General features: G+C 39.8%; 15 protein-coding genes. 5 read left to right on the top strand and 10 right to left on the bottom strand.

What is annotated here, in order from left to right:
* Positions 1–407 precede the first annotated feature (407 nt).
* Positions 408–2,780, top strand: a complete 2,373-nt coding sequence (locus B3317_RS07860; RefSeq protein WP_291110371.1) for a glycoside hydrolase family 127 protein — start codon at positions 408–410, stop codon at positions 2,778–2,780.
* 203 nt (positions 2,781–2,983) lie between these two features.
* Here the strand turns inward: B3317_RS07860 and B3317_RS07855 are convergent, their stop codons facing one another.
* From B3317_RS07855 to B3317_RS07845, 3 genes are all read right to left on the bottom strand, one after another.
* The gene (locus B3317_RS07855) at positions 2,984–5,338 is read right to left on the bottom strand and encodes a sodium-translocating pyrophosphatase (RefSeq protein ID WP_291110369.1); all 2,355 of its coding nucleotides are present in this window, start codon (positions 5,336–5,338) and stop codon (positions 2,984–2,986) included.
* A 390-nt stretch (positions 5,339–5,728) separates the two neighbouring features.
* Entirely contained in the window at positions 5,729–6,235 is a 507-nt protein-coding gene (locus B3317_RS07850; protein WP_291110368.1) for a GNAT family N-acetyltransferase, read from the bottom strand.
* Entirely contained in the window at positions 6,235–7,125 is an 891-nt protein-coding gene (locus B3317_RS07845; protein WP_291110366.1) for a hypothetical protein, read from the bottom strand. The genes B3317_RS07850 and B3317_RS07845 overlap by 1 nt, the downstream gene beginning before the upstream one ends.
* Positions 7,126–7,367: 242 nt before the next feature.
* Here B3317_RS07845 and mdh point away from each other — a divergent pair, with 242 nt between their 5' ends.
* Positions 7,368–8,309, top strand: coding sequence for a malate dehydrogenase (gene mdh, locus B3317_RS07840; protein ID WP_291110364.1), 942 nt, complete (start codon positions 7,368–7,370; stop codon positions 8,307–8,309).
* Positions 8,310–8,709: 400 nt separating this feature from the next.
* On the top strand, positions 8,710–9,282 hold the full coding sequence (locus B3317_RS07835; RefSeq protein WP_291110362.1) for a hypothetical protein: 573 nt from the start codon (positions 8,710–8,712) through the stop codon (positions 9,280–9,282).
* 73 nt (positions 9,283–9,355) lie between these two features.
* Here the strand turns inward: B3317_RS07835 and ilvC are convergent, their stop codons facing one another.
* The 6 genes from ilvC to ilvD all read right to left on the bottom strand — a co-directional run bounded on the left by ilvC (position 9,356) and on the right by ilvD (position 16,540).
* Entirely contained in the window at positions 9,356–10,402 is a 1,047-nt protein-coding gene (gene ilvC / locus B3317_RS07830; protein WP_291110360.1) for a ketol-acid reductoisomerase, read from the bottom strand.
* Between the two features lie 104 nt (positions 10,403–10,506).
* Entirely contained in the window at positions 10,507–11,241 is a 735-nt protein-coding gene (locus B3317_RS07825) for an acyl-[acyl-carrier-protein] thioesterase (RefSeq protein WP_291110358.1), read from the bottom strand.
* Between the two features lie 73 nt (positions 11,242–11,314).
* A complete protein-coding gene (ilvN, locus tag B3317_RS07820; protein ID WP_291110356.1) occupies positions 11,315–11,866 on the bottom strand; it encodes an acetolactate synthase small subunit in 552 nt (183 codons plus the stop codon).
* A 106-nt stretch (positions 11,867–11,972) separates the two neighbouring features.
* Positions 11,973–13,676, bottom strand: coding sequence for a biosynthetic-type acetolactate synthase large subunit (gene ilvB, locus B3317_RS07815; RefSeq protein ID WP_291110354.1), 1,704 nt, complete (start codon positions 13,674–13,676; stop codon positions 11,973–11,975).
* Positions 13,658–14,695: a glycosyltransferase family 8 protein gene (locus B3317_RS07810; protein ID WP_291110352.1), complete on the bottom strand. Its 1,038-nt coding sequence runs from the start codon at positions 14,693–14,695 to the stop codon at positions 13,658–13,660. Before B3317_RS07810 ends, ilvB begins: the two co-directional genes overlap by 19 nt.
* Before the next feature lie 12 nt (positions 14,696–14,707).
* On the bottom strand, positions 14,708–16,540 hold the full coding sequence (ilvD, locus tag B3317_RS07805; protein WP_291110350.1) for a dihydroxy-acid dehydratase: 1,833 nt from the start codon (positions 16,538–16,540) through the stop codon (positions 14,708–14,710).
* A gap of 543 nt (positions 16,541–17,083) precedes the next feature.
* Here ilvD and B3317_RS07800 point away from each other — a divergent pair.
* Together B3317_RS07800 and B3317_RS07795 are read left to right on the top strand one after the other, a co-directional pair.
* Positions 17,084–17,359 carry a hypothetical protein gene (locus tag B3317_RS07800; RefSeq protein WP_291110348.1) on the top strand — a complete coding sequence of 92 codons (276 nt, stop codon included), beginning with the start codon at positions 17,084–17,086 and terminating at the stop codon, positions 17,357–17,359.
* A 170-nt stretch (positions 17,360–17,529) separates the two neighbouring features.
* Positions 17,530–18,288 carry an SGNH/GDSL hydrolase family protein gene (locus tag B3317_RS07795; RefSeq protein ID WP_291110346.1) on the top strand — a complete coding sequence of 253 codons (759 nt, stop codon included), beginning with the start codon at positions 17,530–17,532 and terminating at the stop codon, positions 18,286–18,288.
* A 114-nt stretch (positions 18,289–18,402) separates the two neighbouring features.
* On the opposite strand, the gene B3317_RS07790 is transcribed toward B3317_RS07795, so the two are convergent.
* Positions 18,403–19,962, bottom strand: coding sequence for a glycoside hydrolase family 43 protein (locus tag B3317_RS07790; protein ID WP_414647474.1), 1,560 nt, complete (start codon positions 19,960–19,962; stop codon positions 18,403–18,405).
* Positions 19,963–20,059 lie beyond the last annotated feature (97 nt).

Here is a 20,059-nt window from a genome sequence, read left to right as displayed (position 1 = left end):
TTCATTCTTCGTTTTTCGTTTAAGAATATTTTTTGTTATCCGTTTTTCATTTTTCGTTAAAAACATTGGCACATCGGCAAATTGATTAATCGGTACATTGATTTCTGTTACCTTTGTTACTTTTTAACTACATATGGTTAACGAATGCAAAAATAACAAGGTAAAAATACTGAAAAAACTGTCAGATGTGTCAGATTTTAACCAAACATAGTCAATAAATGTAAACAAGATGATAAGTTACGAGTTACAAGTTACAGATTACGAGTTTTGTCGCTTCGCGCCGCTAACGGCTAAAAGCTATCAGCTAATAGCTAAAATATCTGTTACAGCTGTTACTTTTTAACAATATATCGCAAATAAAGGTTAATTCAATACAGGTTTCCTGAAATATTTAGTTAAAACATAAAATGAAAAAAATTTATATCATTACCGGGCTTATCGTCAGCACATTGTGTATGAATGCCCAGTTGAAACCAAAAGTAGAAACTTTTAGCTTACAGGATGTAAGATTACTGGATAGCCCGTTTAAGCACGCGGAAGACCTGGATAAACAATACCTGCTGGAACTGAAAGCCGACAGGCTATTGTCACCGTTCCTGCGTGAATCCGGACTGACACCTAAAGCCGAGAGTTATACCAACTGGGAAAATACAGGACTCGACGGGCACATCGGAGGTCATTACCTCTCGGCATTGTCTCTGATGTATGCTTCGACAGGCGACAAACAGATAAAAGAGCGTCTCGACTATATGGTTAGTGAACTGAAACGCTGTCAGGATGCAAACGGCAACGGCTATATAGGCGGCGTTCCGGGAGGAAAAGCTATCTGGGAAGAAGTTGCGAACGGAAATATCAGAGCAGGAGGTTTCGACCTTAACGGCAAATGGGTTCCATTATATAATATCCATAAGACCTATGCCGGGCTGCGTGATGCTTACCTCTATGCAAATAACGATATGGCAAAGGAGATGCTGATAAAAATGACCGACTGGGCGATTAATCTGGTGTCGAAACTATCGGAAGAACAGATACAGGATATGCTTCGCAGTGAACATGGCGGACTGAATGAGACATTCGCCGATGTAGCCGCGATAACAGGCGATAAGAAATACCTGAAACTGGCGCATCAGTTTTCACATCAACTGGTGCTTAATCCCCTGCTCAACCATGAAGATAAACTGACCGGGATGCATGCCAATACACAAATACCGAAGGTGCTTGGATTTAAACGCATAGCGGATGTGGAAGGCAACGATTCGTGGTCGGAAGCATCACGCTTCTTCTGGGAAACGGTTGTGGAACGCCGTTCAGTGAGTATCGGAGGCAACAGTGTGGGAGAACATTTCAACCCGACGAATGATTTTTCGAGAGTGATAAAGAGTATCGAAGGCCCTGAAACATGTAATACATACAACATGTTGCGCCTGTCGAAAATGCTTTATCAAACATCACAGGATGAGAAATATATGGACTATTACGAAAGGGCTTTATACAACCATATCCTTTCTACCCAGAATCCCGAACAAGGAGGATTTGTTTACTTCACCCAAATGCGTCCGGGACACTACCGGGTATATTCCCAACCGCAGACAAGTTTCTGGTGCTGTGTAGGTTCGGGAATAGAAAACCATGCCAAATACGGAGAGATGATCTATGCGCATACGGATAATGAATTGTTCATCAACCTGTTCATCCCTTCCCGCTTGGATTGGAAAGAGAAAAAGACCGAAATTATACAGGAAAATTCATTCCCTGACGAAGCTAAAACCCAACTGACTATCAATCCTGAAAAAGCAACTACTTTCTCCTTAAAGTTACGTTATCCGGCATGGGTAAAGAAATGGGGGCTAAAAGTGAGCGTCAATGGAAAAGATTATCCGGTATCGCAAGACCCGGCCAGTTATATATCCATCGACCGTAAATGGAAAAAGGGAGATAAGGTAGTAGTGGAAATGCCTATGCGGATAACAGTAGAGCAATTGCCGGATAAATCGAATTATTACTCTATTTTCTACGGCCCCGTTACCCTTGCTGCAAAGACCGGAACGGAAGATATGACAGGTTTGTTTGCCGACGACAGCCGGGGTGGACACATTGCTCACGGCAGGCAAATACCGATGAAAGATATGCCGATTATCGTCAGCGATCCGGATAAAATAGCTTCATTGGTAAAACCTGTACAGGGAAAACCCCTGACGTTCCATCTATCGGGGCTCTATCCTGAAAAATATACGGCAGGACTGGAACTTATACCATTCTTCCGCTTGCATGAGTCGCGCTATATCATCTACTGGCCACAGGCAACAGCCGAAGGTGTGAAAGAAATACAGCAGAAAATAGAAGACGAAGAGAAGGAAAGAATCAAACTGGATGGTATTACAGCCGATAAAGTAGTCTGCGGGGAACAACAACCCGAATCGGATCATTTTATACAATCTGATAAATCGAATACAGGCTTTATCGAGGATATACACTGGCGTGAAGCAAGGGGCTGGTTCAGCTATCAATTGAAGAATGCCGGCAAGAATGCCAATTATTTGTATCTGAAATATTTTGACCGTGACCAAAACCGTAGTTTCGATGTCTTTGTAAATGGCCGGAAAGTGGTTTCGCTAAGTCTGAAAGGTGATGGAGGAGATAACCTCTTTACTTCTACATATCCTGTTCCCGAAAGCGAAAAGGGCAAGGAGATACTCGATGTAAAAATCATGGCTGCACCAAACAGTGTGACAACCAAGATAGCAGAAGTGAGGGTATTATCGGAAGACTATAAGCACTGAAAATAATTAAAGAGGCTATGTTAAGAGTAATTTTCATTATCTCTTTGTCATGTTGAACGGAGTGAAACATCTCATTTCCCGGAAGTCGAGATTCTTCATTACATTCAGAAACAACGTTCGGCAGAGCGAAGCGGAGCCAATGACAAAGAGCGTAATACTTTGTGAACTCAAAATTACTCTTAACACAGCCTTATCATTTATCCTTATTGCTTTACAATTCTCATTGAATAAAATGAACGGTAAATAAAGACTAATGCCACGGCAAGAAACACCAATCCGATCCATTTGCAATAGTCGGGAATCTCAATCGCAATCTCTACAGCTAATAACCCGAATAATGTTGAGAATTTTATGATAGGATTCAGTGAAACCGATGATGTGTCTTTATACGGGTCACCGACAGTGTCGCCAACTACTGTAGCAGCATGCAGATCAGTATTACGCTCTTTTAATTCCACTTCTACTATTTTCTTCGCATTGTCCCACGCTCCTCCCGCGTTTGCCATATAGATAGCCTGGAATAAGCCGAATACAGCAATGGATATGAGATATGCGACAAAGAAGTTAGGATCGATAAAAGCAAAGGCCATAGTGATGAATAACAAGGCAAGGAAAATATTCCACATCCCCACCTGAGCATATTGGGTACAGATTTTTACCACTGCCTTCGAATCTTCTATGTCAGCTTCGTCTTTATCCAGATTGATATTCTTCTTTATATACTCTACGGCACGGTATGCACCGGTAGTCACAGCCTGCATAGATGAACCAGAGAACCAGTAGACAACGGAACCTCCGCAGATGAAACCCAGTAGTACAGGAGCAGCTATAAGATCGATGTTCAGCAATCCGAGTTTTTCCAGTACCAGAATGATTGAGAATATCATCGTAGTAGCCCCGATCACAGCAGTACCGATAAGTACAGGTTTGGCGGTAGCCTTAAATGTATTACCGGCAGAATCATTTTCTTCCAGGTACTCTTTCCCCTTCTCAAAATCAGGCTCGAAGCCAAAGTCTTTCTTTACTTCTGCCGATATATCGGGCAGGTGTTCTATACGGGAGAGTTCGAACACCGACTGCGCGTTATCCGTTACAGGACCATAACTGTCCACGGCAATAGTAACCGGCCCCATACCCAGCAAACCGAAAGCGACCAGACCGAAAGCAAAGATAGAAGGGTGAGACATCATACTACCCAGTTCCTGTGTAGAGATAAAGTAAGCGACGGCCATCAGTAAGGCTATCGTAATCCCTTTCCAAAACGCGCTGAAATTACCGGCTACCATACCCGAAAGGATATTCAGCGAAGCTCCTCCTTCGCGGGAAGCAGTAACGACCTCTTTTACATGGCGGGACGACGAACTGGTAAAAGCCTTTGTAAGTTCAGGAATCACAGCAGCTGCAAATGTGCCGCAACTGATAATAGATGCCAGTTTCCACCACAAGCCATTAGGCATCTCATTCAACAGGAAGTAGCTGGCAATAGATGTTGCCGCAATAGATACGACTGATGTAATCCATATAAGGGCCGTAAGAGGTACCTCGAAGTTGAACTTCATTGAGTTCTTGTATTTAGCAGTGGCAATCCCCTGATTGATATAGTAAGACAGGATGGATGTAAATAACATCATCAGACGCATAACGAATATCCAGACTATAAAGACCGCCTGATATTCAACATTCAATACCGCCAGTATGATGAATGATATCAAAGCAACCCCTGTCACACCGTATGTTTCGAAGCCATCGGCTGTAGGTCCTACACTATCGCCTGCATTATCTCCTGTACAATCCGCTATTACACCGGGATTACGTGGATCGTCTTCCTTAATATTGAATACGATCTTCATCAGATCGGCTCCGATATCAGCTATCTTGGTAAAGATTCCTCCTGCTATGCGTAGTGCGGATGCACCCAGGGATTCACCTATCGCAAATCCGAGCAAACAAGCCCCGGCCATGTCTCCGGGTACAAACAAGAGGATAACAAGCATCATTATCAACTCTACTGTTATAAGCATCACGCCGACACTCATTCCGGCTTTAAGCGGGATATTCACGACATCCCACGGACGTTTGCGCAAAGAAGCAAATGCAGTTCTCGAATTGGCCAGTGTATTGATACGGATGCCATACCAGGCCACACCATATGAGCCGAGAATACCCAATATTGTCCAAAACAAGACAAAAGCAAGGAATGTCCCCCTGCCGACTTCTCCTTTAGCTACGATTTCCGGATTAGACAAAAATCCGAAATAGATAAGCATTACTGCCGAGATAATCAGCAACAGATAGAAGAGAAACTTGCCCTGCTGCAACAGATAGGTTTTACACGTTTCAAAAATCGTCTTCGATACGTTGAGCATCGATTGATGTGCAGGTAGCTTCTTGATATTAAAATACTGCACCAAGCCGAATGCAATGCCGAGTAGCAGAATTAAAAGGCCCCAAAGCAGGAGGTTATAACCACTTCCTAAATCAGGGACTTTTAAGTCTGCTTCACTAGCCATCAGGCTTACCGGAAATAGAATAAGAGATAGAGCTAAAAGTTTCTTCATGCGTATTAATTTTTTGATTAATGTTCATTACTTATCAGATTGTTAACAAATGCAACAAAATTATGATAAAACAGATACTATCGACTATATATAGTGATATACTTACTTTGTTTTATGATTTTATCGCTCTTGTTATTAAAGTTAACATGGCAAATATAGTATAATTATTAACAAATATTATATCCGAACATATTTTTTACCGAAATAGTTCGAAACAAAATTCAGAAATTTCGTAAAAAATTGAAATAATAGATATAAAATGATTAATCCGGTATCTTCGTCAACCCAAAAAGATATATACATGCAGTCTATTCACAGGATATAATAATATCACACATTTACTTATGCAAGTATATATTATTCGTTCAATAGAGAACAGATAGAGAGGAATTATTGTTCTGCCCGGATCTTTTTATTCATCACATAGTCTTCCATAAGAAAACCATTACCAATGTCTATATCTTCACTTTTAATCACTTCAAAGCCCAAACGCTTGTAGAAATCGATGGCTTTATTAAAGCGATTTACATTCAATGACAATTCTGCATTGCCATACTCCTTAGCTATCTTCCCGACAGCATCAATAAAGAAACGCCCTACCCCTTTTCCCTGCAAAGAAGGAAGGACATATATCTTATGAATTTTTGTTATATCAGCATCCTTATAATTGAACTCATATGAAACATAGCCTAAATACTCTCCATTCTCTTTAGCCAAAAGATAGTGATGCCCTAACACCTCCATCTGCTCTTCCAAAGATGAAGTACTGTACATCATATCCATCATATATCTAATCTGGTCGGATGTGAGAATATTTTCGAATGCAGGAGGCCATATCCTGTCGGCAAGTGACTGGATAATAAGAAGATGCTCCTTTGATGCTTCTATGATTCTCATTAATCTTCCAATGTAAAGGATTTCATTCCGATACGACTTCCATCAGCAAATATATCAACCCGGTAGGTACCTGGCATCAGGTATTCTTCTACATTCCAGTACATGGTTACACCAACCTCTTCCCCGCCATATTCGATGATTTTCTTTATCGAATAATTAATATCCCTGTTCTCGTACGGAAAGACATTTGTACGACTCTTGGTCAGGACATCATTATCCGGCTTCATTATACGCAGATAGATTGTCCGTTCTCCGGGTTCGGCAGTTATATTCTTGGTAACAGTAAAGTTTATTATCAGTTGCTCTACTTTATTAATCTTTTTCTGGACTTTGCCTTTACTATTGGTAGCCTGTACACTGATACCTGTAGCATCGAGCTTGGCGGCCAAAGTAACTTTTTCTGTCAGGTTTTGCTTTTGTTGCGATACCTCATTCAATGTACGCGTAGCTTCCTGATATTTGTTAGTTATTTCGCTTTTTTCTTTCCTCAATCGTTCGTTAGCCTGATTCAAAGAATCGATCTGAATAATATATGATTTCAGAATTTTGCGAAGGCTGGCCAATTCATTGTTCAATCTCGATATTTCGGCTTTGTTATCTGCTTTTACCGTCTTTAGCTCTTCCAGCAATCGCTGAACCTTTGCCTGCTCATTCGTCAGTTTCTGAAGCAAAGAATCATTTTTGATATTCAGCTTAAAGCCTTCATATTGCATGGTGAGATTCTCATACTCATCTTCCAGTTGCTGCTTATTCAAGCTACTCTCTTCCTGCAACTCATTTATTTGCGTCTTCTGACTGAATATATAATATCCGGCTATACCCATTGCTGCAAGTAACAGGATTATTACAATTAATAATATTTTAGAATTGTTTTTTTGTTCCGTGCTCATAATTATGTTAAAATATTAAGCGACTACAAATATAGATGTTTTCAGCATATTGAGCAAAAGGATAAAAGGCTTTCGCTTTTTTTAATAATTCCCGATATTTTTGACGACCAAAATCTTCTTTATATCAGAATAAGCATGTACATTTGTTAGTCTTTTGTGACATGATACCTATAATATATAGGATATGCTTGACTATTTGAAATCTTGGAATCAATTTATTAATTTATTATAAAAAAAATATTATGTCTAAAGTAACAGTTGTAGGTGCCGGAAATGTAGGTGCTACATGTGCAAATGTACTTGCATTTAACGAAGTGGCAGATGAAGTAGTAATGCTGGATGTAAAAGAAGGCGTTTCGGAAGGTAAAGCAATAGATATGAATCAGACAGCCCAGCTTCTGGGTTTCGACACACGTATCAAGGGCGTAACTAATGATTATGCTGCTACAGCTGATTCCGATGTTGTAGTTATAACTTCGGGTATACCACGCAAACCGGGTATGACCAGAGAAGAACTTATCGGGGTAAATGCCGGGATCGTAAAAAGTGTTGCTGAAAACATCCTTAAATATTCACCAAATGCCATCCTTGTTATTATCTCCAACCCAATGGACACAATGACATATCTGGCCTCTAAAGTTACAGGCCTGCCTAAAAACCGTGTTATCGGTATGGGTGGTGCACTAGACAGTTCCCGTTTCAAATTCTACCTGAGTGAAGCTTTGGGCTGCAATCCTAATGAAGTGGAAGGTATGGTAATAGGGGGCCATGGTGATACTACAATGATTCCTGTTACCCGTCTGGCTACATATAAAGGTATTCCTGTTTCAGAATTCCTTTCTAAAGAAGTTCTGGATAAAGTAGTAGCCGATACAATGGTAGGCGGCGCAACGTTAACTGGTTTACTAGGTACTTCTGCGTGGTATGCGCCGGGGGCAGCAGGAGCATATGTTGTAGAATCTATCATTCATGACCAAAAGAAGGTAATTCCTTGTTGCGTTACATTGGAAGGTGAATACGGGCAAAATGATATCTGTATAGGTGTGCCTGCAGTCCTAGGTAAAAACGGATGGGAGAAAATTATTGACCTGAAACTGACTGCTGATGAAAAAGAAAAATTCGAAGCTTCAGCTGCCGCTGTTCACAAAACAAATGTTGTTTTGAAAGAAATCAACGCGATTTAACAAATCATATAAATTAAAATTGTTGAGGGCATGTATCCCGTTCGGATACATGCTCTCTTTTTATATAGGATACTAATCGAGGTTTTTTGATTAGAAAAATTTTTTATTTATAAATAACTTTCATACTTTTGTAAACGATTTTTAGTCATTTTAAGAGAAATTGTATATACTTACAATCTTTTTATTTTGAATAAAATGAATTACTTAATGACAAATAAATATAAGCCCAGGTTATATTTTTTTAGCACAGAAGGATTTGGGTAAAAGAATGATTTTCTAGTTTTAGAAAATGGTATTGGAAAACCTATATGGATATAGGTAGTATATATTGGGGCAGTGCAATATAGAATGTTGAATAGGAATTATCCTTAGTAACATAATGGAATACAACACCACATTAATGAAATCATTTAAACTTAAAACGTTTAATAAAAAAGCTTTAGCTATCAGTACATTATTGATACTTTCAGTTTTTTTATCAACCATTATCTACTTTTCTAATACTCTAATTGATAATGGTATTGACTCGCTCCTCATAATTGCGATTCCGATCTTGATATTATCGGTTGTCCTCTTATTGAAAAAAGCTTTTGTTAAGACATTTACAGTTAACATTTCCAATGCGAACCTGGTTATCATTCATAAAGATAAAGTAATCTATTCCACTCTTTTAAGTGAGATCGTGATGTTTAAATACGTCCGCAAAGAAAATACAGATACTTTACTCTTCTTCGCAACAAACAATCAGCAAGCAACATTTAGCATCGAATGTACAGATCAACGCAAGCGGTTTCGGAAAATAGTAGACACTCTAAACAACTCCGGAAATTATACTGTAAACATCCAAAGTGATGAGATCAGCACTCTATGGACTGATTACATAAACAAAGATATTATTGCAAAAGAGACTGTGATAAGAAAAAAAGCGCTGCAATATTATCGTCAGGTGCCATTACACCAGTTCTCGAATTAAATTGCAACTCTATCTATAAAAGTAAAAGGCTGAATTATAACAAATTCAGCCTTTTATTATAGAATAAATTATCTTAATTATTCTCCGGTCTCAATTTTCTTACAACCGCTCCCGTTCTCCACATTTCACTTTCACGAAGAGCCTTTAATTCTTCTTCCAGCTTTTCGCGATAATCAGGTTTTGAGTTAGTGTCTATTGAGCGTTGAGCTTCATTTCCGCAAGCCACTTCCTTGTATAATTTTTCAAAGACAGGTTTTGTTGCATCATGAAAAGGGCCCATCCAGTCAAGAGCACCGCGTTGAGCAGTAGTAGAACAGTTTGCATACATCCAGTCCATACCTTTTTCAGCAAACAAAGGCATCAATGATTGAGTAAGCTCTTCCACTGTTTCGTTAAATGCTTCCGATGGAGAATGACCATTTTCACGTAATACTTCATATTGAGCAAGCAAAATACCTTGTATCGCCCCCATCAATGTTCCACGCTCACCTGTAAGGTCGGAATATACTTCACGTTTGAAGTCTGTCTCAAACAAATATCCCGAACCTACGCCAATACCCAAGGCGATTACACGTTCTTTAGCACGGCCTGTGGCATCCTGGAAGATAGCATAACTTGAATTCAAACCGCGGCCTTCGAGGAACATACGGCGAAGACTTGTACCCGAACCTTTAGGAGCTACAAGAATAACATCCACATCAGCAGGAGGGATAATACCTGTACGCTCTTTGTATGTGATACCGAATCCGTGAGAGAAATACAAAGCCTTACCGGCTGTCAGATAAGGTTTCAGGCGAGGCCATACTTCTATCTGTGCAGCATCGGACAACAGGTACTGGATTATTGTACCTTTTTCAGCCGCTTCTTCTATATCGAATAAAGTTTCGCCCGGAACCCAACCGTCAGCGATCGCTTTTTCCCATGTTTTACCACCTTTACGTTGACCAATGATTACATTGAATCCGTTGTCGCGAAGATTCAAAGCTTGTCCCGGACCTTGTACTCCGTAACCGATAACTGCGATGGTTTCATTTTTTAATACTTCTCTTGCTTTTTCCAAAGGGAATTCATCGCGGGTGGCTACTTGTTCTACAACGCCGCCAAAATTCATTTCTGCCATTTTTGTTTTTGTTTAATTAATTAAAGAACTATATATGTTTTATTTCAAAATTTAATGATTCCAAGTTTCAACATTGTTAAATCCAACTTTCCATTTTTAGTTTGTCACTTCCACGTTACTCTTGTAGAACAGACGGATGTATCCCCGTCCTTCATTTCCAGTACGAATATGCTGTCTTTCTCAGTTCGTTTAAGGATATCAAGTTTTGTCCCATAACGACCCTCCGAAATATAGTTTATCTCTATACGGCGAATTTCTTTTTCCCTGAACATATCAATATCGAAAACATCAACAAAGTGCTCAATATACTTCATACTATTAAGGTGTTTATTGATGTCTACATCGCTGTATTTAACAACAAAATCAGTGGCTATCTCATAATCATCTTTCAAAGCCGGTATTTTAGTCATTCCCTCTATCGGATTTTCCTTTTCAGTGATATAATCAGACAATCCTTCCAATTCCAAAACATTCGTCGGTTTGCGGGTCACCAGATCAATAGATGCCCAAAGAGATTTTGCAAAGCCAATCTCTCTGCCCTGTTCGTCCTCAAATGAGAAATGCCGTTCGGTAAACAATCTGTTGACACTGGCTACCCATGTTTTGAGAACCATTACCGTATCGTTTTTCGGATATTCAAATACTTCGATCGCTATTCGGGAAAGCACCCAGACCCGTTGTTGGGATGTCATTGCAGAATAGCCGAATCCACGTTCTTCGGCATGCTTTGTTGCTGCCTGAAGCATAAATCCGCCAATCATCGGCAATGTAGCTTTTCCTCTGAAATCTGTTAAGTACGCGTCAATTCCGAATTCGTATCGGCCAATAGGAGTCATCATGTTATAAGTATATGAGTTAGTATTAAGTTAATAACGATTTGTAAAAATACTCAAATCTGTTAACAACTCATTATTACTTATCTGCTTCGTATTTTTTATCCAGTTCGGCCAGCATATCGCTCAGGCGCTCTATTTTGGATTTAGTGATCGCCACTCGTCCGGAACGGATAAACTGTAGGACACCTATGGTTTTACTCAATTCTTCAAACAAATCCTGTGTTTCCTGATAATGTCCGGTTTTCTCTAAAACCACGCTATTTTCATTTATATCCAGAATTCGCGCATTATATTTCCTGATAAGTCCTTCTACCGACTCGATTTTCAGAAAATCGGGAGTAGACAGTTTGTACAGGGCAATCTCCTGATGTATCAACTCATCATTTGTATTATAATATGATTTCAGAACATCTACACGTTTATCGACCTGCAGAACAACCTTCTTAATCATCTCCTCATCGCAAAAGACGGTGATTGTAAATTTATGTATGCCCTTCAGGGCCGATGGTGAAACGGATAGAGTCTCTATATTCAACTGGCGACGGGTAAATACACTGGTTACCTGACTGAGCAGCCCGACTGTATTCTCCGAGAATATGGTTACTGTATATAATGTTTTATCTTGCATAATTTTTAATTTGAAAATTTGAAAATTAGCATATCGGCAAATATCGAAAATAGAATATATCTCTCATTCATTTTTTAATTTGCGAATATCCGAATTTGCGAATTAATTATTCATTCCCCAATAATATATTTGTCACACATGTACCTGCCGGAATCATTGGATATACCATTCCTTTAGTCTCTACCTGTACATCCAGCAAATAAGAGCCTTTATGATTTAACATGTCGGCTATAGCTTTATCCAATTCTTCTCTTGTATCCACCTTCTTGGCCGGAATGTTATATGCCTCGGCAATTTTTACAAAATCAGGGTTTTTCATTACAGTTTCGGAATACCGCTCATCAAAGAAAAGTTCCTGCCACTGACGTACCATTCCCAGAAAGTGATTATTCAAAATTACGATTTTAACATCAATATCCGTTTGCATAATAGTACCCAGTTCCTGTATGGTCATTTGTATACCGCCATCACCAACAAACAGGCATACAGTACGGTCAGGAGCGCCATATTTAGCTCCGATAGCTGCCGGAAGACCAAATCCCATGGTACCCAATCCACCGGAAGTAACTACGCTACGACTACGGTTGTATTTAAAATAGCGAACTCCCATCATCTGGTGTTGCCCTACATCTGTAACAAGCACCGCGTCATTATTCGTAGCCTCAGATACTTTATTAATAACCTCACCCATTTTCAACTTGCCGGATTCAGGATGTAGTTCATCTTTGATTACAAAATTATATTCCTCATCATCGCAGGCTTTAAATTCAGACAACCATTCCGGGAATTTATTTCCTTTAAGTTGCTCTGTAATTTTTGGCAAAGAATCTTTTACATCTCCCAATACACGGGCAGTCACTGTTACATTTTTGTTTATTTCAGCCTTGTCTATATCGAAGTGTATAATCTTCGCCTGTTTGGCATATGTCTTCAAATCTCCGGTTACACGGTCATCGAAACGCATCCCGATGGCAATCAACACATCACATTCATTCGTTTTACGATTAGGACCGATGTTACCATGCATGCCCAGCATACCTACATGTTGCGGATGATCGGATGGTATAGCCGAGAGTCCCAATATGGTAGATGCAGCAGGAATACCCGATTTTTCAAGAAAAGCAAGCAGTTCTTTTTCGGCATTACCCAGAATGACCCCCTGTCCTACTAAGGCCAAAGGCTTCTTCGCCTCATTTATTATCTGCGCGGCAACTTCTATCTCAGCATCCTTTATGTCGGGTTTAGGCTGATAACTGCGTATAAACGCTCCCTTTTCATATGTGTAATTATCCACCTTTCCAAACTGAGCATCTTTGGTTATATCAAGCACAACCGGACCGGGACGACCGGTAGAGGCTATATAAAATGCTCTGGCAACCGCCCATGCCATATCTTCGGGACGGCGTATCTGATACGACCATTTCGAAATAGGCTGGGTAATACCTACAACATCGGCTTCCTGAAAGGCATCGCTGCCCAGCAGGGAAGAAACAACCTGACCGGATATCACAACCATAGGCGTACTGTCGAGCATAGCATCGGCGATACCTGTAACAGCATTCGTCGCTCCGGGGCCGGAGGTGACCAAAGCCACGCCAACCTTACCCGATGTGCGTGCATAACCTTGTGCTGCATGTGTCGCACCCTGTTCGTGACGAACAAGGATATGATTAATCTCTTTTTTGAAATCGTATAAACAATCGAATACGGGCATAATAGCGCCTCCCGGATATCCGAATATAGTATCTACCCCTTCATTTATCAAAGAACGGATAAGGGCTTCACTTCCTGTTATTTTATTGTTATCCATGTTTTACCTTTTTTTATATTATATTTTCCGGTGCCGGAATCTTTTCTTACGTCCATATATTTCGGCTTTTTCAAACCCAATGCATACAATACCTTTCTTTTGTAATATCTAAATTTTCTGCTTAGGCTTATATTCGGCCAGGCTAAAGCCTCGTCTTTCCAAGGAGACAGTATTTTATACTTTATAAACTCCCGATTCAGCGGATGCATGCTAAGTCTGAGCCAAGGCTTTTCCGGTGATGTATAATGGATGATCGCAGGATCTGCCAGTGCCTCATAAACTTCATCTTCATGGCCGTTTATATCGTTATTCACAGACATATAATATGAATTGAGAATATTAAACCTTATCGGCAGAAACAATTTGCTGTCATACAGTGTTCCATTGATAACATCCTGATCATGGAATGCCAGATAGTCATACTTTTTTTTAATAAAGCTAAGGAAAACGTTTATTAGCTTTTTCTCTCTCCAGTATTTCAGATTAATAAGCAATACTCCGGCATTCACATATCCTTTTACACTGGAGTAATCCAATCTCTGAAAAGTATCCGGACGCGAACTGCAGATGTAAAAATCCGGTACTCCGGCAATTGCATAACCATCGATGTCCGTATTCCATAATTCAGACAAATTATTAACAACTATCAGATCGCAATCCAGGTACAAAACTTTATCCACATCATGCGGCAACATATTTTCGATGAAAAGTCTGGCATATGTAGCTAAACTCAGATGTCTGGAATTTTGCAAGGATAATTTATATGAATCTAAAGATTCCTTACTTACATCGTAAAATAATATCGAAGCATTACGATACCGGGAACAAACGGATGATAGCTTTTTCTTAGACTCTTCTTTAAGTTCCAAACCTACAGTATGAAAAGTAATCATATTGTCCTTATGGTTTTCCAATAAAGAGATTATCGTAACTCCACAAGGCATGATATAATTATCATCGATACAAAATACAATATCCATTCTATTGTTTAATATGGTAGAATTGGCTACTTGACTCATTTATACCCGAATTTATTCTATAATTCTTATTGCTCCCAAATCAGCCGAACTCACCATGCTTGCATAGGCTTTCAGCGCTTTGGATACATAACGCTCACGATTTGGCCTGAATGCATCTTTACCTTTTGCTAATTCCTCCTGACGTCGTGCTTCCAGTTCTGCATCAGATAATTTCACATTGATGGAACGTTTAGGAATATTTATTTCTATAATATCGCCGTTACGAACCAAACCAATTGCACCTCCCGATGCGGCTTCGGGAGAAACGTGGCCGATAGACAAACCGGATGTACCACCCGAGAAACGGCCATCTGTAACTAAAGCGCATGCTTTCCCTAAATGCTTCGACTTAATATAGGACGTAGGATATAACATTTCCTGCATACCAGGTCCACCCTTTGGCCCTTCATATGTAATGATGACCACATCTCCGGCAACAACTTCACCCTTCAGAATACCCTCACATGCTGCATCCTGCGAATGAAATACTTTTGCGGTTCCCTTAAATTTGAAGATGCTCTCGTCAACCCCTGCCGTCTTTACAACACATCCGTTCAGGGCAATATTCCCTTTCAGTATAGCAAGCCCGCCATCTTTCGTATAGGCATGTTCGAAATTACGGATACAGCCTGCTTCCCTGTCTATATCGAGTGTGGGGAAATAATTATCCTGAGATCCCATTACAAGATTGAAACGGTTGCCGGGAGCCGATTTGTATGTAAGCTCTGCGTCTCTGGTTATAATTGTATTTTTTGTAATATCATATTTACTAATGGCTTGGGCAAGTGTAAGACCATCAGCCCTTGAAACAGAAGTATCTATCAACTTGGCTCTATCCAGTTCTTTCATAATACCTAAAATGCCACCTGCTCGGTTTACATCCTGTATATGATATTTCTGTGTATTGGGAGCGACTTTGCAAAGACATGGTGTTTTACGGGACAATTTGTCAATATCATCCATTGTAAAATCCACTTCGGCTTCCTGAGCAATGGCTAAAAGATGAAGGATGGTATTTGTAGAACCTCCCATAGCTATATCCAGTGTCATAGCGTTAAGGAAAGCCGTTTTTGTTGCAATTTTGCGGGGAAGAACCGACTCGTCTCCATCCCTGTAGTAACGATAGGCATTAGTAACTATTTGTTTTGCCGCATTCCTGAACAACTGCATACGATTAGCATGTGTAGCTACGATAGTCCCGTTGCCGGGCAAAGCTAATCCGATAGCTTCGTTCAGGCAGTTCATTGAATTTGCCGTAAACATACCCGAGCAAGAACCACAAGTAGGACAAGCTGCCTTTTCTATTAAACTTACTTCCCTATCAGAAACAGAATCATCAGCTGACTTTATCATAGCATCTATAAGGTCGAGCTGTTGTCCATCCAGTTTGCCTGCTTCCATAGGTCCACCTGAAACGAAAATAGTCGGAATGTTCAGTCTCATGGCGGCCATCAGCATTCCGGGAGTAATTTTGTCGCAGTTGCTGATACAAATCATTGCATCGGCCTTATGTGCATTTACCATATATTCCACACTATCGGCTATCAGGTCACGCGAAGGAAGAGAATATAACATGCCGTCATGTCCCATTGCAATACCATCATCGATGGCAATTGTATTGAATTCTGCAGCGAAGCAACCTTGTGCTTCTATTTCAGCTTTAACCTTTTGCCCAATTTCGTGTAAGTGAACATGCCCCGGTACAAACTGCGTAAATGAATTTACGATGGCGATCAATGGTTTCCCCATTTGTTCCTCCTTCATACCGTTTGCACGCCATAAAGCTCTGGCTCCTGCCATGCGTCTACCTTGTGTGCTTGTCGAACTTCTTAATTCAAATCCCATAACTTTCTTAATTTAGCCGTTAGCTCATCGCCACACGCTTATAGTTGTCTTTTAGTTTATTTATTATCCGAAATATTATAAAAAAGCCTTTCCCAAGAATGAGAAAGGCTATATTTTATTTATTCCTTATATTATCGAGCTAATATACACACCTTTCTCATTTATTCTGGCCGACGAGGAGAATATCAAGAACGAGGACATGTAAAAAGCAATTTGTCATAATTTCATATCAAAAAGTGAACACAAAGTTATAAACTTTTTTTTAAATACAAATTTTATCATTGTTTTTTTACTTCCTGGAGAAGAAGTTGTTTTAAATACAACAAAAACAGACTGCAATTTATATCAAAATATCCAATAAAGGTACCAGTAATTGTAAAGATTATGTAAAATATTTGGAAGTCTGCTTTTTAAGGTCTATGTTTATCCAAACATATTACATAAATATTTTTTAAAGAAAGGGTGCGTATGAAAAGACTTCACTGCTAATTATTTTAAGAATCTAATTTCTTATAGTTTATAACAGATTAAAATTTGATTATTATGCAAAAATATGAGAAATACAAGGTAATACACAGGATTTCATACATCGTTTTCTTTTCTTATTTACTGATTCTGGCTGTGGGCGATTTTGATTTTGGAGAATATACAAGTTATATACCGTATTTTATTGTCGTTCCATTCCTGACATATTGCACAATAGCAATCTCTGTAAATATTCTTATCAGAAAAGCAAGGGCAGAAAAAGAGTTGAATAAAAAGAAAGAAAAAGAGTTGAGATATAACAGAAAAGAGATGCCGACATTATCTAATATTTAATTATATATAAAGAGATTACATACGAAGTAATCTCTTTTATTTTATCATCCGAATATCATTGGTACAAAACTCAGGCTACATTCAGGGTGTTTATCACCAAACTTTTTCGTACAATTCACTATATTTACATAGTAAATTTATAAAGGTATTTATCCGGTAACAATCTGATTATGAAAAAGGCCATACTGTTTATTCTGCTTTCTTTAATAATAAATAATGCTATAGCCCAAGACCCGGTTAAAAAAGGTAAAAGATTCCTGTATATAGGCGACTCCATCACTGACGGCAACTGGGGCGGAGGTGATGCAAAGCCGTCATCGGAACGTAATCATTGGGATCAAAACCATATTTTCGGCAGTGGCTATATGTATTTATGTGCGGCTTACTTTATGGGAACTTTTCCGGAGCAAGGATATGTATTTTATAACAGAGGAATTAGTGGAAACGCATTAGATGACCTCGAAAAACGATGGAAAGACGATGCTCTGGAAATAAATCCGGATATATTATCCATTCTTATCGGTACCAATGACATAGCCCGATATCTAAGCAGCGGGACAGATAAAGACTTTGATCTGACTGGTTGGGATATGAAATACCGCAAACTTCTGGATTTATCCACAGCAAAGAATCCGAATCTTAAAATAGTAATATGTACACCTTTTGCTTATGAAACAGAGAATCTGAACAAACAGGGACCTTGGAATTTACGACAGAAATTGCTTGGAGAATGCAGCAAAATTATAGAAAAGATTGCATTGGACTACAATGCTATCCTTGTTCCGTTCGATAAATTATACAGCGACCTATTGGTCAGATACCCGAATGTTCCTGCCGGCTACTGGCTTTGGGACGGTATCCATCCTACCGCCGCCGCCCATAAACGGATGGCTGACATGTGGATAGAGAAAACAGCCGGTTTGTTTTGAGAAATAACTTTTACTACATCTTTGTCATTCTGAACGCAGTGAAGAATCTCTTTTAATTATAGAGGAGATGTTTCACTGCGTTCAACATAACATGAGAATAATCTTATATAAATATCATTTCACTTCATAATCGAACCAGTCGTAATACGCTTTTGCCTTACTGGCTTTACCGTTCGATGAAGCGTACAGTCCGATCATTACACCGGTGAAACCTCCTGCAACCTCGGTACTCAGGTAACGGGTATCCAGTTTTCCCAATTCATTATAATCTCCATTTTCTGTATCGGAATAAAAAAACGAATATTGTAGTGGAGTCCCTTCAATCTTAAATTTCACGCTATTGCCCTTAATTGCTTTTTCGGCAGCTATATAAGAAAGTGAGCCTGCTTGCACACGCAATTGTATAATATACTGCCCTTTTACTTTTTTTAGAAGTAAATCATAGTGATGGGTATTGTTCTGAACAAGTGTGATGCCTGCTTCTTCATTTTCGGTAGAGGACTCAAATTCAAAAAACGTTTCCGCGCTGAAGTCATGTTCTGTCTGTCTGCGTGCCACGAAAGATACAGCCTCGGTTTCATTCAATGTATATGATGAAGCACTGATTCTCAAATATCCTTTTCTCTCGGTAAGAGAATAATTTCCCCTTATGGGGTTACGCAGATATTGCCAGTCGAAACCTAATTTTTCCTCATCAAAATTGGTTCTTACCGGAGTTTTCTCAAAAGGATGTAACGGCAATGCCGGAACATTCATATCCAGCGAAACAGTCCCGTTCCCATTCACCTGCGGCCACCCGCCTTTCGGCCAGTCTACAGGCGCAAGGAATGTTTCCCGCCCCAGTATATGATAATAGGAATATACCTGTGTAACCCTGAACCCGAGAAATACCATCCACCACGAGCCGTCTTTGGCCTGCACGAGGTCGGCATGTCCTACTCCCTGTATCGGGTTCCCCTGCCCTATCCTGTTTGCATGTGTGAGTATAGGATTCAGAGGGCATGATTCGTAAGGGCCAAGAAGGTTTTTGCTACGCCCTATCGTAGCACTATGCATATATTCCGTACCACCTTCACCCAGAAGAAGGTAGTAAAACCCATCTTTCTTATAAATATGAGGAGCCTCGGGAAAACGGCCTCCGATACCTCCCCACACAAGATGCTCGGGGCCAATCACTTTTCCTGTTTTCAGGTCTACTTCTGTCACTCTGATACCTTCATCGCCTTGTGTGACGAAATAAGTTTTACCATCTTCATCCCAAAAGATATCGGGGTCGATACTTTTTATATCCACCCATGTAGGTTCGCTCCACGGACCAGCAGGATCAATAGCGGTACAAAAAAAATTACCTCCACCCGACACATTTGTGCATATCACATAGAACAGCCCATCATGATAGCGCAAAGACGGTGCAAACAGCCCTCCCGAAGCCGGAGCCTTGTGTAACGGGAGCTGTGAATCGCGGGTAAGGCAATGCCCTGTCTGCCGCCAGTTAACAAGGTCTTTGCTATGATAAATGGGCAAACCCGGGAAATACTCGAAAGAAGAGGTAACAATATAAAAATCATCGTTCACCCGGCAAATGCTGGGATCGGGATTAAATCCCCTGACTACAGGATTTTTATAGCCGGACTGAGAGAATACATTCATAGTGGATATATTCACCAAAACCATAATGATAAATAATTGAAATAGCTTATTTTTCATTTTATGTATTTTCATATATTACTATTTTGGGTTGTTTTTGTGCCCTCTTTGTCATTCTTCACTT

Source organism: Dysgonomonas sp. UBA7710, from assembly GCF_002482385.1.
Lineage (GTDB): Bacteria > Bacteroidota > Bacteroidia > Bacteroidales > Dysgonomonadaceae > Dysgonomonas.
This window is presented reverse-complemented; position numbering and strand designations above follow the sequence as displayed.